Genomic DNA, 14883 nt, shown 5'->3' on the forward strand with positions numbered 1-14883 from the left:
AACTTATTGGCCAAGGAACTCGAGCGCCTTCGGCACGAAGTCGGCATAGAACTGAAACACCCCGCCATGGCCCGAATCAGGGTAGATGATGAGCATGCTGTTCGGCAGGCGCCGCGCCAGATCTTCCGAGTTCTTGCTTGGGACCATCCGATCGCTATCGCCGTTGACAACTAACACCGGGTTCTGCACCAGCGATAGGTTCTCTGGCTCTTTCCGGCCCCATGCGCGAATCGCCTCCAATTGAGCCAGAAAAGCGGTCATGGAGATTTTCTTGTCGCGGTTTTCCGAACGCTCCGTCAAACGCGCCAGAAACGCCTTTCCAGCTTCGATACCGTTTGGCGTACGAGTGAAGAACAGATATTGCTTCGGATCCTGGCCGGTGAGGAAACCTCGAAGCATGTCGTAAAAGGTAACGCTGGTCACGGCACTGATGCCTTCCCCACCGGCAGGACCCGTTCCCGCGAGAATAATCTTGCGGACGAGTTGCGGCTGCTTCAGCACGACTTCCTGGGCAACCATGCCGCCCATCGAAAAGCCAAAAAGATCGACCTTCGTGAACCCCATGGCCTTGATGAAGTTGATGGCATCATCGGCCATCTGCTCAATCGAATTCGATGGTGCGCCACTGGAAGCGCCGACACCACGATTGTCGAACGTGACCACGTGATGCTCCGCCGCGAGGCCGTCCACCACCCGGGGGTCCCAATTGTCTAGCACGGCAGCCAAGTGGGTAAGGAAGATCACCGGTGTGCCAACATGTTCCTTCCCAAGCTCCCGATACGCGAAATCCACTCCGCCTGCAGTGATGGTCTGCGTTGGCACGTCCTTCCAGCTGACTTCGAGTTCCCGTTGCTGTATCGGCGTACTCGTCTTCTCGTTATCTGACGATAACTCGACTGCCCGAACCGGCGAGGAAATGAGCGTTGCGGCCAGGGCTAGTCCGACGACACCTGACTTCAATAGATGACGCATTGCATTGATCTCCATGATCATTCTTTGACGACGCCAATAGCGGAAAAATCGTGTCAGCGATCAAACCCGCATGTACTTGGTGCGATACCTGAAGCTGCCCAGCGCCTCACTCATGGACGACTTGGCGAGACCGTTGTGGAGCACGCTGCCATTGGGAAGGCTCAAGGGCTCGTTCAACGGGGGGCGTTAGTTGTATGCGGAGTGGTCATAGGAGACACTCGGAAGATGGGGAACGTGCGACGACTTCGCTGGAATGTGGGACATCGCGTGCTCAGTCAGCGCGGTGATAGTGAGACTGGGATTCACACCAAGGTTGGCACTGAGCATCGAGCCGTCACAGATCAGCAAATTTTGATAACCGAAGACGTGGTTCTGCGCGTCCATCACGCCGCGCTCGGGCGAGTCCGCCATTGCGCATCCGCCCATGCAATGCGCCGTGGTCGGAATGTTGAATAGAATTTCCGTCAGCAACGTCGTCGGGATGCCGCCCAGCGCCTTCGCCCCCTTTTCAACAAAGTTGTTGGCTTCAGGGATGAAGGTAGGGATCGGGCCGCCTTCAGTGCACAATTGCTTGCCAAACGGCCAATACCAGCGACGCTTGAACTGCATGTTGATAAAGGCGTCCACCGTCTGCATGACAACGAACAGTATGGTCTGGCGTGCAAATCCGAAGGGGTTATGCACGCGTATTGCTTTCACCGGATGTGTTACCAGCGTCCATAGCCAGGTAAAAATCCGTGTCCATCCGGCACGCCCGCCAGATAGTAAGGTCATCATCAGACCTGTAGCGTCCGAACCTTCCGGATAGCGCACCGCGCCGATGTGCGTCCGTTCGTCGATATAGACGCCGGCGCCACCGGCTACGCCGAGCGACATGCTCTTGTCTTTGGCCGGAAAGCGCACGCCAACGAGAGACTCGGCATTTGTGCGCACGCGCTTGCCGAGGTCATCACTGATGCGCGGTAGGGAGCCGCTCTGCTTGAGCCGGAACAACAATTCCATTGTGCCCAACGAGGACGCGGCAAATACCACCCCGCGGCAGCGGAAGCTGCGTCGTTGCTTATTGAACCAGGTGGTCGAGCGCTCAGTGAAGACTTCGTAGCCGTTGCTTCCGTCTTCCTTGCCGTCGAGTGGGCGCACGTCCACCACCCTGGTTTCGGCAAAAACCTGCGCTCCACGTTTCTCAGCAAAATAAAGATAGTTCTTGTCGAGCGTATTCTTGGCGTTGTGCTTGCAACCCACCATGCAGCCACCGCAACCGACGCACGTCCCGCGCTCCGGACCGTCGCCGTCGAAGTAGGGATCGGCATAGGTTTTGCCGCCGGCCTCACCTTCTGGCGCGAAGAACGTCGCCACACGGCCGTTGTGAAACGTATTGCCTACGCCCTGCAAGTCCGCCATCTTCTTGAGCCGAAAATCGGCCTCGCCCAGAATTTGGTTCTCGGTTACGCCGAGCATTCGTTCCGCCATGGCGTAGTACTGGGGCATGACGCGTTTCCAGTCCTTCAGGCCTGCCCACGAGCCCTCGTCCCACACCTTGTCGGGCGGTACCAGTAAGGCGTTCGCGTATGTGATGGAACCACCGCCGACTGCATTTCCGCTCAAGACCATGACGTGGCGGAACAAACGCATGTTGTAGAAACCGAACATTTTCAAACCAGGTCGCCACATCCAGCGCCGCGCGTCCCAGTTGGTCTTGGGAAAATCCTCTGCAGTCCAACGCCGCCCCATCTCCATCACACCAACCGAATAGCCTTTTTCAGTGAGGCGGCAGGCGGACACGCTACCACCGAAACCCGAACCGATGACGATGTAGTCAAAATCATATGAAGTACTCATCGGGGGAACCTCGAGCCTTCGTCGGTCGCGGTCTCCACGCGCACATTAGCGAGTAAGACGTCCATGGGTTTGTCTCCGTTTTCCTGGTTCTAGTAGTCACAATTCAGAGTCCGACTTTCGCGTCACACCGCGCTCACGACAATGCCGTGGAGTTCTCCTCGAAACCGGCAGCTGATCTTGAAATTGCAATGAAGGCAATCGCAAACGACAGCAGACGGCAGAATCACGGACACTCGATCGCGTTTTCCAAACCGCTCCTGCGGCGGCGTAGTCGACGAAGGGCCGCCGATCCACAACGGTCTCGTGGGGATCGAGCCGTATGAATGAAATCAGCACCCCATCATTCAGGTATCCGTAGTTATAAGCGAATACCACCGTTCAGTCCGACAACCATCACACCGCGTTAGCTTGGGCGCAGTATCGGACCGCCCCCGACCGGGGCGAAAGGCACAAATGCGGAACCGACGTTACGACCACGGAAGATACTATACGCTTGGTATAGCGCAAAGACTATACAAACAATATAGTAGAGTGTGGGGTGCGCGCTCAGAACCCCAAGACTGGAGAAAACGCATGGGTCCGGTTACGACGCTGACATCGCGAGACCTCAAGGTCCCGCTGCCGTTCGATCAGACCGCCGCGCTTGCCATGGCGTCTCTGCGCGAGAAGGCGCGACAATGAATACCCCTTTCGCTGCGGCAGCGATCGCGTGGCCGGTCACCGCCTTCTGGGACGACCCGACGTGTGCACTGGGGGTGTTGCCCCGAGGAGATTCAGGACGTGGCTCAACGGATACCCAACGCGGCGGCAGATTCGCGATGGCAGGGCGCGCCTTGTCTGGAAAATCGATTCCCTACGGATGCAGGTGTCCGCAAGGCCGTCCGTCAATTTCCTGTCTGAGCCGTGACCATCGCCTTCCAACCGGCTTTGCTCAAGCAGGGCCTTGTACAATGTGACATGCCAAACAAAACCTACGGTCAACTTTGCCCAATGGCCCGGGCATTAGACGTCCTCGGCGATCGTTGGACGCTTCTCGTGATCCGCGAACTCTTGCTGGGCCCGAAGCGGTTCAAGGATCTGCTGGCGATCTTGCCTGCCATGGGTGCAAACCGGCTGTCCGAGCGCTTGGCTATGCTGGTAGAGAGCGATGTCATCCAACCGACCACGTTGCCAACACCCGCCGCTGCGCCAGCTTATGAACTGACGGAAATGGGCGAACAACTGCGCAAACCCGTGATTGCACTCGGGCTCTGGGGTCTGCGCCTGCCGCTCGATGAACGCATCGATCCGTCCACGGCCCGTGCGGAACTCATCGCGCTGTGCTTGACGGGGTCGAGCGATCCTGCAGCGAGCGCCGGCTTACAAACATTGTATGAGTTCCATGTGGGCGCGGAGGTTTTCCATGTCCCGGTGAACCACGGAAAGGTGCTAATCCGCTCCGGCCCCAGCACAGAGCCCCCCGACGTCAAGATACAGTGCGACATGGGGACATTCATGGCTCTGGCTTTGCGCGAAGTCACTCCTACGCATGCACTCCGCGAAGGACGCGTATCCCTCCTGCAAGGAAGCAGGCAGGCGTTCACACAGGTATTCAAGATTCTCGAATACAAGCCCTGATGTCTTGCCGGAGTTCGGCTGAGACTCACAAATATCCAAAGCTTCAAATACCCACGAATTCCGGCCAACCATTTGTGCTGCCTGCCTCATCGCGCAGCGAATCCGGCTTGCCATGTAAGCAAGCTTGGTTGGTAACCCCGACGCGAGAAGACGGGCCAGGCAGGCAACGGCGCAGAAATCTTTGGGTTCAAACGAGCTGCCTGGCCGACCAGTATCTGCTTACAGTCGATGCTCCCGCGAAAGTCGACCGAACTGCGACGCATCCAGCGGGTACCGTCGCTTTTCGGCGAGCGCACGGCCCCACGAATACCCTCACGCCTCGATAATCGGGGGCATGAGCCCGCCCTCAGTCTCAGTCATGATCCGAATTGGTGAGGATCTCCCCGGTCGTACCGCGGATAAGCACGGTCGATGGGCGTCATGGATGGCGCTACGCAATCGCAAGAATTTCACGTTCACGAAGCTGAGTCAGCCTCGCTCAGGACGTCAACAACCCTGGGTATCTGGCGTTGTCATGAGGTGCGTTCGACATCCGTCTTGATCCTCAGAATCAGAAGACTCGGCGGCAGTCTATCGAACCGGATCGACTGCCTCACTCTGTGGAGTGTTCCGCCTCGAGCCGGACCAGTTGTGGTTTTCACCAGCTATACATTTCGTATAGTTTCTATACTATACGAATAATATACTTCATGGAGGTTGCCAGTGATATCAGACGAACACCGATGCACGGCACGCACGGGAACATCAGGTGAATCCGACACTGCCAAGGAGGTGCCCTCCCTTCATCCAGCTTGTGAGTATGCACCATGCGCACCCTGGCCTTGCTCGAGAAAGTCTCGTCGATTCAGCGTCTGCGCCGGACGGGCGGCAGCGCACTCCGAATCTGGGTCCGTAAGGCGCTAATGAACAAGGCGCTGAGCACCTACGACTACCACACAGCACTGATACGCCTCGAACAGTTTCGGCGTTGGTCGAGATCGGGCGTGGGATTACCTGTCACGCGGAGCGAGATATCCAACCAACGTGCTGCGGGCACACATAGCAATGGGTTGATCGAGAATGAAGCGGATCTCCCACTAGTGCGACTTTGGGTAGGAGCGATTGCCGGTCAGAGTGCGGTGCTCCAGAGGCAGTCTGCTCATCGTGATAAGCAGTCGTCGGCTTGCCTGAGTAGCGGCGGTCCCTCTCCTTCGGAAATTCGGAGGAGTGACTGCATGTCCGTGTACTTCTACGCGCCACACAAAACGTTTACGGCCGAGATTGAGGTCACGCCTATAGTTGCCCACGCTGCGCAGCTATGTGGATGTGCCTTTCTGTCGCGACGACGACCCAGAAAGTTTTTGGCACGTCGCGCGATCTGATTTTCAAAGATGCCAGTATGGATACTCACTTATTCAGTGCGTGAAAATTGTTGTATAAACGCGAGCGGCGACCACGCCAATTGCTAAATAAGTAGAAAAAATACTTGCAACTCCCTCTCTAAATTTCATATGCAGATCGACGCCGTTCCGCTAGCCAATGAAAATAATTGGGATTCCTATTTTACTAATCAAGAAATATACATTGCAAAATTTACGCCAGGCCGACCTTGGATCGACCTATTGCTGAAGATCGCAACGTGACGGAATTCGTTCAGCAGCGTAATCACGGCCCGTATCCAGTTGCTTTGCCGCTTCACTTTATCACCTTGACCGTACAGTCGGAGGAGACAGGATGTTGAAGAAACAAGTTTTGGCGGTTGCTACCGCGTTGCTAACGTGCACGGCAGCCCAGGCACAAAAAGCCGGAGATCTCGTCGCGAACTTAGGTTGGTTCCATCTCGCACCACTGGACTCCAGTGACCCACTGAAAGTCCACGCTCTCGGAACCAGCGTCACTGCAGCGGGCACTGGCACGTCGGTTGATAACGCTGATACGCTCGGATTCGCCACTACATACTTCATTACCGACCACATCGCGGTTGCGGCCGTAGGCGGTATTCCGCCAAAATTTCGGCTAAGCGGCACCGGGTCGCTCAGCGCTCTCGGGCGTGAAGGGGCGGCATATGAATGGAGCCCGACAATATTGTTGAAATACTACTTCAACGATGCCACGAGCAACCTTCGACCGTACTTTGCCGGAGGAGCCGCCTATGTCTGGTTTAGTGACGTGAAACTTGAGCCGGTGGCATCTAGCGGCACACTTTTATACTCCCCGGGCCTTGGGGCCGCGCTTGAGGGACCGACTACTGTCAAGTTGAGCCGCTCGCTCGCGCCCGTAGTCAATGCAGGCTTGACCTATAACATCAACCAACACTGGTCGATTGATGCCTCGCTTTCCTATATGTGGTTGTCCGTCCGGGCAACGCTGACAACACAGTCGAAAGTGGGTATCGTGACCAGCAGTGCAAAGCTAAAAGTCGATCCCATCATTTCGTTCGTATCCGTTGGATACAGATTCTAAAGCTCGCTCTATCAGTCTGAGCCATTGAGAGGACTGTGAACAACCCGGCCCGGGGGCGGTTGCTGAATTGCTTAGCATGGTTCGACGGGTTGAATCCACAGTCGATACTCGCTTGGTGCGGACACCGCTCACGATGTCGTTTCAATTGCGAGTCCAAAATAGACAGCTTTCGAGTGGGCACACAGTTAAGCGGGCGCGAAAAAGAAAGTGCCCGCTCATCAAGCGGACATTCGAAGAGGTGGGGTAGGAGCATACCGCGGGATCACGCCCAAGCCGGTAAGTCCCGCTCCCTGTTTTCTAGCGCCGAGCATCCGTCGGCTACGACATGAGAGTAGTCGTGATTTTGCAGATCCGCAACGTGTGTCCCCGACCCTATCCAGCCGCTCCGGTCTCGAGCGATGTGACGTAACGTAGCAGGTCTTCAGTGCGTCCCTCCGATATCAGCTGTTCGGCAGTCTTGTAGCCAAAGGTCGGCAGCGGTTCATTGCGATACCAAAACAGAGTGCTCCGTAGGTCTCCGGATATATCGGTTGCAGATGGGATGACCCGGAGCGCGTCTCGAAGGTACTTTTGCACGCTTTCCGAGCCAGCCAAGCGGCTTACCGTATTGCGGTGTACATGGGCCAGCTGTGCGAGTGTTTGCATATCGATATGCAGGGCAGCCGCGAAGCGTCGCGCCGAGATGATCGGTGCGCCACTCTCCGAGTCTCTCAAAGACGCCATGAACTGGTCGAAACTGAAGGACGGCGTTGAATTTGGAGCTAGATCATGACGCCATCCTCGAAGAGCGCACGGACCTTATACGTCACTCCGCGGAGCACGGTGTTAGAGAAGATGATCCAGAAGATCGGGACCGAATACTTCGCGATAGATCCTGTCGGTTGCAATGCCTCGAGCCAGCAATGATGCTCTTTGGGCTTGCATGAAACGTAGCGGCCCGCAAAGGTAGAAAGTGGCACGGGAAAGATCGGGATCCTCGGAGACAAGTTCGCCAGCGTCCATGCGCCCTGATCTTGTCGATGTGCCGGTCAACTCGGCCGCCTCGCCCGATTCCAGGTAGAAATGCCGTTCCAGTTGCGGGAGTCGGTGCCCGGCAGCCTCGATGTCACGCAGGTGAGCCAGGTAGGACCGACTCCTTGCCGCATGTCCAAATACCACCTTCCGATGAGTTCCCTGGCTCGCCAAAGCGTTGAGTACGGACACCATCGGCGTAATCCCGACACCAGCCGAGAGCAATACCATGGGTTCCGCGTCGTTGAGTGCGGGAGCGAAGTCCCCAAAGGGGTGGCTTACCGCGAGGGTCGCTCCGACGTGGATGTTGTCGTGAAGCCAATTCGATACTGCACCAACGGGATTGGCATCCACGCCTCGCTCGCGTCGTACCGAAATGCGCCAATTCTTGCCATTGGGGGCATCCGAGAGGCTGTACTGGCGTTGTTGATAGATGCCGCGCCGCATTTCCACGACGACCGTCACATATTGCCCAGGGTGAAAGCTCGCCGGCTGTTCGCCGGATTCGGGTACGAGCGTGAAGCTGACGATGTCTTCGGCCTGCGTGACACGTTCAGTCACTCGCATGATGTTGTGGTGTCCGGGACCCACGCTGGCCCGCTCGTACAGCCTGCTTTCCGCCGCGATGAGTTCTCCTGCAATAAGCCAGTAGGCTTCGTCCCAGGCCATCATGAGCTCAGGCGTTGCTGCATCGCCAAGCGTATCGGAGATGGCCTTCAGCAAGTGCCTTCCGACGATAGGATAGTGAGCAGAGGTCAGTCCCACGGAGGCATGCTTATGCGCAATTCGGCCCAGAACGGGTGCAAGCGCTTCGGCATTGTTATAGTTTGCTGCGTACGCGAAGACGGCCGATGCCAAGGACTGCTGCTGCGAGCCATTGGCCTGGTTCCCCATGTTGAACAGGTTGGTGAGCGATGGGTATTCGTCGAACATCGTTCGATAAAAGCGTTGAGTGATCGCCACACCATGGTCCCTGAGCACTGGAACGCTTGCATCGATATAGGGTCTTGACTTCTCGGATAGCATGCTGAGCTCCAAAAATTCGTTTTAAATACATCAAATTAGACGAGTAACAACGCTTTCTTCTATTTGCGAGTTTCTTGAGGTTTGCCCTGCGTGTCAGATGCTGCAATTTGCAGGCGAGATTGCGTGATTCAGATAACCTGAGTTATCTCGTTCGCCAATGAGGCGATCGTGACGTGCTCCGACCGTCCTTTCATAGGATCGACCTCCTCGCCTGGTTCCTTCACATGAGATTGGGTCGATTCACCTTGGATCAACACGCGTAGATATGTGCTCTCCGATTGCTGGTGGATCGCCACTGCACTCGAGCCATTTTGTTTTGACTCGATAATCGTTCACATAAAGAATTATCATTAAATCCGGAGCGTTATCGCGTCGACCATCATCGCAACGATCGATATGACACAGCGTAGATTCACTGCGAGATAACCGGTAGATTGAGAGGCTGCAATAACGTGCTGCCGGGAATACAACAATCGACGAGAGATCGGGAGTGAAGCATCAGACAGTGTCGATCGAGGAGGCTTGCCAGTTCGGGAATGGGGTAGGCAAAAACGAAAATCTGCGGTCGGATCAGGCCGTGCTGATGCCGCTCAGTCAGCCGCTCGCTGGTACGTCGCGACGTAGCGCGCCGTCCCGATGATCTTTCCATACATCTGAAAAGCAACGAGCGCCGGACTCGACGCCGTAGTTACGTCGATATGACGCGCATTGAGTGCATAGGCCGTGACGACATAGCGATGTGACTGGCCTTGAGGTGGACAAGGTCCACCGTATTTCGACGCTCCGAAATCGGTCAGCGTCTCGATTGCGCTCGGGGGTAATAGTTGAGCGCTGCCTGAGGCGCCTTTCCGAAGCGACGACTGAGAAGCGGGTATGTTGGCAACCACCCAATGGGTCCAGCCGAGGCCGCCGGTTGGCGCATCGGGATCGTGAATCGTCACGACGATACTGCGAGCCGCGGCCGGCACATGTGCCCATGAAATTTGCGGCGATACGTTCTCGCCGTGACAACCGAACCCGCTGTATACCTGCTGATTCGTGAAGTGGCCGTGGTCCAGATCCGCGACTCGCAGTGTGAAGGTTTCCGCGAGCGTGGCCACAGGCAGAGTTGCGAGCAGTGCGCAAGCGCAGGCAGTTTTTCGTGATGTCACAAGGAATCGCATTTCAAGCTCCCGTAGATTGAAGAAAATCGTCGGTTGGGTCTATAGAGCGATAAACACTGAAGTGGTATCGCGGATTTCTGTTAACGAGATTGCTACGCTCAATAAAAAACAAGGCACATTTCGAAACGTTCGGTGAGGATTGTTTGTGCGAACGGGTGTCTGCGGAATTTCGCGTCTTTTTGGTGGTGATGCGTTATGCGTTCATGTGCGGTGCCACCAAAAAGTGGCATTTTTACGCGCAATAAAAGCTTCAATTCGAAAGCTTCAGCGATTTTGATAGAACTGCGCCGCGCGATGGGTTGACGAGCCAAATGGCATGGACACGAAAGTGCAAGCTGGAGGTTCTTATCGTAATGTCCGTAGGCTCTTCGTTGCTGGGGTCGGCATGATCGCTGCGATCGGTAAGGTAAGGCTGGACCAGGCGGCCTGAAAGAACGATCGCCAAGTCGCCTTTCGTCTCTGCGTACTCGGTAGGTGAAAGTCTCACGCGTTGATGAACGATGGTTCTCTTGTCTCGTCCGGACTCGAGTTCAATGATGTCGACGTGCTGGACATATCCCTTGGACTTCGCTTCGGGTGCTACCGCGAGCGCCTGTCCACGCGGTCCGGTCGTGACCTTTCTGAGCAGGATGCCTGTCTGACCATCGCCGCTGGCCAGGTCGACGTTTATCGTCAACAACTGCTTTTCCGATCTGTATCTCACGCCGTACGATATGGGCACCACGAAAACTACGTCACGATCCAGATTGATGGCCGCCAGATCCGGATCCTGGTCCCGCTCGTGAGCAAGGCCGGGTATCAGACTTCGGACGCGATCGCTTACGGAGGGCGGGGTGATGCTTGCATGCTGCCTTTCCAGTGCGTCTCGAATTGCAACGGGATCATCGCCGACGATGGGACGAATGAATGGTCTGTTTTGAGTAGCGCTTCGTGCGACTCCCGTGTCGAGGTTGACGAGGTTCGAATGTGCGGTCGACGTGACTGGCATCAACATGATCGCCAACGAAGCGACGCACGAGAATGTGGAATCACGCAACGTTGAATTCCGGTGACGCATGATGCACTCCGAGTATTCTGGACAAGACATGTCGTTGGTTTTTGGCTGACCGATCATTGCACGGGAAATACGGTTTAGTCTGCCAGTGGATCGGTGCTGCTGTCGCCCTCGATGCGAAAAAAGACCGGCGTTCTCGCAGGGAGGGGGCGCCGGTGAACGGGGGAGGAATACTATGATTGGCTATTCGAGGTTGCTCCGGGCAGTACGTGGCGCTGCTCAGGTATAAGCGATTTCCGGATCGCCGGCGGCAAGTGCCTGCTCACGATCCGGCGCAGGAGGGTAGATCCATTGCGTGTTGATCAGGATTTTTCGATCCTTGCCTTCGGCGCGCGTCAGCTTGACCTGACGGTCCCAACCCTCGGTATAGAGCCCACCCCATCCACCGAGATCGACGCAGGTAACGTAGAACGTCTGGCGGTACTTGAGCGTCGGCAGGCCAAGCAGATCCGCCGCAACGTTGTGGCCGGCGTAGCGCCCCATGAACAGCGCGTGCTGGCACGACATCAGTGAATAGTGACCCTCGTCGTCGGTGAGCGCGCGCACCACGTCGCCGGCGCCAAAGATGTCTTTCGCTTCGACCACGCGCAAGTCGCCCGTGACTTCTACGCGTCCCTGGCGGTCGACCTTCGGCGCGACCTGGGATGCAAGTGAGCTGGCGACCATGCCGCCGGTCCAGATCACGGTATCGGCATCGATGCGTTCGCCGGTTGCCGTCACGACGCCGCTTGCATCGATCGAGACGACCCCCGCGCCAACGCGAGTTTCAATGCCGAGATATTCCAGGGCCTCGGCGATCTGCGGGCGCGGGCCATTGCCCATGTCAGGGCCGATTGCATCGGCGCGTTCCACGATGACGACGCGAGGGCGCACGTTCTCGCCAAGGATGCCGCGGAGTCGTCCGGGCAGTTCCGTTGCCACTTCCAGTCCGGTAAGGCCGCCACCCACGACGACACAGGTATTGCGGGCCGCAGTGTCCGGTCTCGACGCCAGGCTTTCAAGATGATCACGGAGCTCGACTGCCTCGTGGAGCTGATCTACCGTGAACGCATGCTCGACCAGGCCCGGCAGCGGGGGACGGAACAGGTGGCTGCCGGTCGTGAGCACGAGGCGGTCGTAACCGAGGCGCTTCGATTCGCCGTTCGCTGTCGCGACATCGACACTGTGGTCGGCGGGGTGGATGCGCTCGACCGTGCCTTCGACGAACTTCACGCCGACGGCATTCAGCACCGGCAGAAACGGCACCGACATCTGCTCGGGCCGGACTTCGTACAGGCGCGGACGAACGTGGAGTTCCGGGCGGGGCGACACCAACGTGATCTCGACATCCGACCCGGCATCGCGCTGCATGTCGAGTACGCGGGCCGCACCGAGCGCGGCCCAAAGTCCGGCAAATCCGCCGCCGACAATCAGGATATTTCGTTTCATGGCAGTGACCTCATCAGTCTGCTTGCAGGTAAAGGGCGAGCGATGCCCGCCGCAAGACACGAGAGCCGGCACGTCGCAGCATGTGACACGTATGAAATGGAGAGGCGTTGCTGGCACGGTGGCGAGCATCGCCATTGCAGCGCGGATGGCTCGTCTACTTCACGGGGGTAAGAATGGGCGTCCCCTGATTCTTGATCAGAAACACGACGAACTTTGCAGGCTTCGTGTTGCTGGCGTTTCGCCCGACCGTGTGTACGTCATCGGGGCCTTCGTGGAAGGTGTCGCCTGCGTGGAGCGTGATCTCCTTGTCGCCGTTCAGACCCATCACGATGCTGCCCTCGACCACATAGACAAATGCGTGTGCGTTGTGGCGATGGACGGGGTCGACGGCGCCGGGAGGATATTCCACCACAATCGTCTCGACTTCCTTGCCCCGATACTCGGGTAACGTTTCCGTGGCCAGCGGTTCCACCTTCGCGTGAGGCGCGGCGGCAACGGGTTGGGCAGCCATTGCCAGCGACGACATCAAGGCGGCCAGAACGAGCACGATGCTTTTCATGTCGTCACTCCAGATTGGCTTTGTCGAGTCCGAACATCTTGTCGAACGAGCCAGGCACGATGCGGAATGCGACATTCAGCCGGTTCCAGCTATTGATCGCGCCCACCAGGAACGTGAGATCCGAAAGCTCTTTCTCGGAATACTGCGCGCGGACGCGTTCGTAGACGTCATCCGGCACGCCGCTCGCGGGAAGGTGAGTCAGTACGTCGGTCCACTCCAGCGCGGCGCGCTCGCGCGGCGAGAATAGCGTCGACTCGCGCCAGATCGCTACGTGATGCAGGCGCAGCTCGCGTTCGCCATGCATCTTTGCCATCTTGATGTGCATGTCGACGCAGAACGCACAGCCATTGAGCTGCGACGCACGAATCTCGACGAGCTCGCGGACCGGTGCTTCGATCGTCGTCTTTTGAAGCAATCCATCGAGTTCAATGAGTTTCTTGGACAACTCGGGCGATTGCTGAAAGTAGTTGATGCGTTGTGACACGACATGTTCTCCGGATCGGTTGGGGCGCTGCTGCCAAACCTGCATCGAACGCATGCTGCAGGCCTGGCTTGGCAAACATCGTAATGACAAGCCCGACGATTCTGTAGAGCCGGGAAGGCGCGCACGCTATTGCCGCTTCTGCACCAATCGTTTCGTCACGTGCGGCAGTTCGCCGTGCATCGCGAGTACGCGGGCCGGTTTCCGAGGGAGCGTGGCGTATCGAAGCGGTGGAAAGCGAGACGGGGAAACTTTCGCGCCGGGAAAGGACAGGTCGCGGCACTCGGTCGATCTCGACAGTCAGTGTGGAGGACGGCCCAGTCGTGACTGTCTCGCGGGAAAAGGAGTAGAGGTGGTGCATGGATTAGTTCGATCGATGATTCTTGGCACTTATCGCAGGCTTACGATTCCCCCACACTGGTGTAAAGCGAGGTGACGGTTGCGATCGTCCTTATCCGGTACGGCGCCCGTTCCGTATCCCGTTCGCTCGAATGCAATCATCTCGTGAGGAGGATTTTTGATGAAGATCGTCGTCATTGGCGGTTCCGGGCTGATTGGCTCGCGTGTCGTCACGCTGCTCGGTGAAGCCGGCCATCTGGCGCTCGCCGCGTCGCCGCGGACCGGTGTCAATACCATCACGGGCGAAGGTTTGATCAAAGCGCTGGCGGGGGCCGACGTGGTCGTCGACGTGTCGAATGCGCCGTCCTGGGAGCCGCAGGCCGTGCTGGATTTTTTCCGCACGTCGGCGCGCAATCTCGGCAAGGTCGAGGTGGCCACGGGGGTACGGCACCATGTCGTGCTGTCGATCGTCGGTTGCGACCGGATGCCGGAGAACGACTATTTCGCGGCCAAAGTCGCGCAGGAACAGGCGATCGAAGCGGCGGGCGTACCGTACACGCTCGTACGAGCGACGCAATTCATGGAGTTTATCGGCGGCATTGCGGATTTCAGTACGGTGGACGGTGCGGTGCACATCGGCAAAGGGCTGTTTCAGCCGATCGCCGCAGAAGATGTTGCGGCCAACCTTGCGCAGGTCGCCCTCGCCGAACCGTTGAATGGCACAGTCGAGATCGCGGGCCCGGATCGGGCGCCTTTCGCGGAGATTGTCGCGCGCTACCTGAAATCGGTCGGTGACGCCCGCCCGGTAGTGACCGATCCCGGTGCACGGTACTACGGCGGCGGTGTCGAGGAGACATCGCTCGTGCCGCTCGGGAATGCACGACTCGGCCGCGTCAGCCTCGACCAGTGGTTCGAAAGAAGCTGACTCGCATTCGCGACCGTTTTTTTTTTT

The 14883-nt window shown here is 57.5% G+C and carries 12 protein-coding genes; 3 read left to right on the forward strand and 9 right to left on the reverse strand.

What is annotated here, in order from left to right:
* Positions 1 to 3 precede the first annotated feature (3 nt).
* Both BFF94_RS05255 and choxAB read right to left on the reverse strand, forming a co-directional pair.
* Positions 4 to 993, reverse strand: coding sequence for an alpha/beta fold hydrolase (locus tag BFF94_RS05255; protein WP_246637229.1), 990 nt, complete (start codon positions 991 to 993; stop codon positions 4 to 6).
* 165 nt (positions 994 to 1158) lie between these two features.
* Positions 1159 to 2811, reverse strand: coding sequence for a cholesterol oxidase (gene choxAB / locus BFF94_RS05260; protein ID WP_128841573.1), 1653 nt, complete (start codon positions 2809 to 2811; stop codon positions 1159 to 1161).
* 957 nt (positions 2812 to 3768) lie between these two features.
* Here choxAB and BFF94_RS05265 point away from each other — a divergent pair.
* Entirely contained in the window at positions 3769 to 4428 is a 660-nt protein-coding gene (locus tag BFF94_RS05265; protein WP_246637230.1) for a winged helix-turn-helix transcriptional regulator, read from the forward strand.
* Positions 4429 to 6141: 1713 nt separating this feature from the next.
* Entirely contained in the window at positions 6142 to 6870 is a 729-nt protein-coding gene (locus tag BFF94_RS05270; protein ID WP_128841574.1) for an OmpW/AlkL family protein, read from the forward strand.
* 372 nt (positions 6871 to 7242) lie between these two features.
* On the opposite strand, the gene BFF94_RS37765 is transcribed toward BFF94_RS05270, so the two are convergent.
* The 7 genes from BFF94_RS37765 to BFF94_RS05300 form a co-directional block, all read right to left on the reverse strand.
* Positions 7243 to 7593, reverse strand: a complete 351-nt coding sequence (locus tag BFF94_RS37765; protein ID WP_128841575.1) for an antitoxin Xre-like helix-turn-helix domain-containing protein — start codon at positions 7591 to 7593, stop codon at positions 7243 to 7245.
* Between the two features lie 102 nt (positions 7594 to 7695).
* Positions 7696 to 8907 carry a globin domain-containing protein gene (locus BFF94_RS05275; RefSeq protein WP_128841576.1) on the reverse strand — a complete coding sequence of 404 codons (1212 nt, stop codon included), beginning with the start codon at positions 8905 to 8907 and terminating at the stop codon, positions 7696 to 7698.
* 590 nt (positions 8908 to 9497) lie between these two features.
* Positions 9498 to 10070 carry a YbhB/YbcL family Raf kinase inhibitor-like protein gene (locus BFF94_RS05280; protein WP_128841577.1) on the reverse strand — a complete coding sequence of 191 codons (573 nt, stop codon included), beginning with the start codon at positions 10068 to 10070 and terminating at the stop codon, positions 9498 to 9500.
* 250 nt (positions 10071 to 10320) lie between these two features.
* Positions 10321 to 11127: a hypothetical protein gene (locus tag BFF94_RS05285; RefSeq protein WP_128841578.1), complete on the reverse strand. Its 807-nt coding sequence runs from the start codon at positions 11125 to 11127 to the stop codon at positions 10321 to 10323.
* A 216-nt stretch (positions 11128 to 11343) separates the two neighbouring features.
* Positions 11344 to 12552 carry an NAD(P)/FAD-dependent oxidoreductase gene (locus tag BFF94_RS05290; RefSeq protein ID WP_128841579.1) on the reverse strand — a complete coding sequence of 403 codons (1209 nt, stop codon included), beginning with the start codon at positions 12550 to 12552 and terminating at the stop codon, positions 11344 to 11346.
* 154 nt (positions 12553 to 12706) lie between these two features.
* Positions 12707 to 13111, reverse strand: a complete 405-nt coding sequence (locus BFF94_RS05295) for a cupin domain-containing protein (protein ID WP_128841580.1) — start codon at positions 13109 to 13111, stop codon at positions 12707 to 12709.
* Positions 13112 to 13115: 4 nt separating this feature from the next.
* Complete coding sequence (locus BFF94_RS05300) at positions 13116 to 13595, reverse strand: carboxymuconolactone decarboxylase family protein (protein WP_128841581.1); 480 nt, start codon at positions 13593 to 13595, stop codon at positions 13116 to 13118.
* Positions 13596 to 14112: 517 nt separating this feature from the next.
* On the opposite strand from BFF94_RS05300, the gene BFF94_RS05305 reads away from it, so the two are divergent.
* The gene (locus BFF94_RS05305) at positions 14113 to 14856 is read left to right on the forward strand and encodes an SDR family oxidoreductase (protein WP_128841582.1); all 744 of its coding nucleotides are present in this window, start codon (positions 14113 to 14115) and stop codon (positions 14854 to 14856) included.
* The last annotated feature ends 27 nt before the right edge of the window (positions 14857 to 14883 follow it).

The sequence above is a fragment of the Burkholderia catarinensis genome, assembly GCF_001883705.2.
In the GTDB taxonomy this organism is placed as follows: domain Bacteria; phylum Pseudomonadota; class Gammaproteobacteria; order Burkholderiales; family Burkholderiaceae; genus Burkholderia; species Burkholderia catarinensis.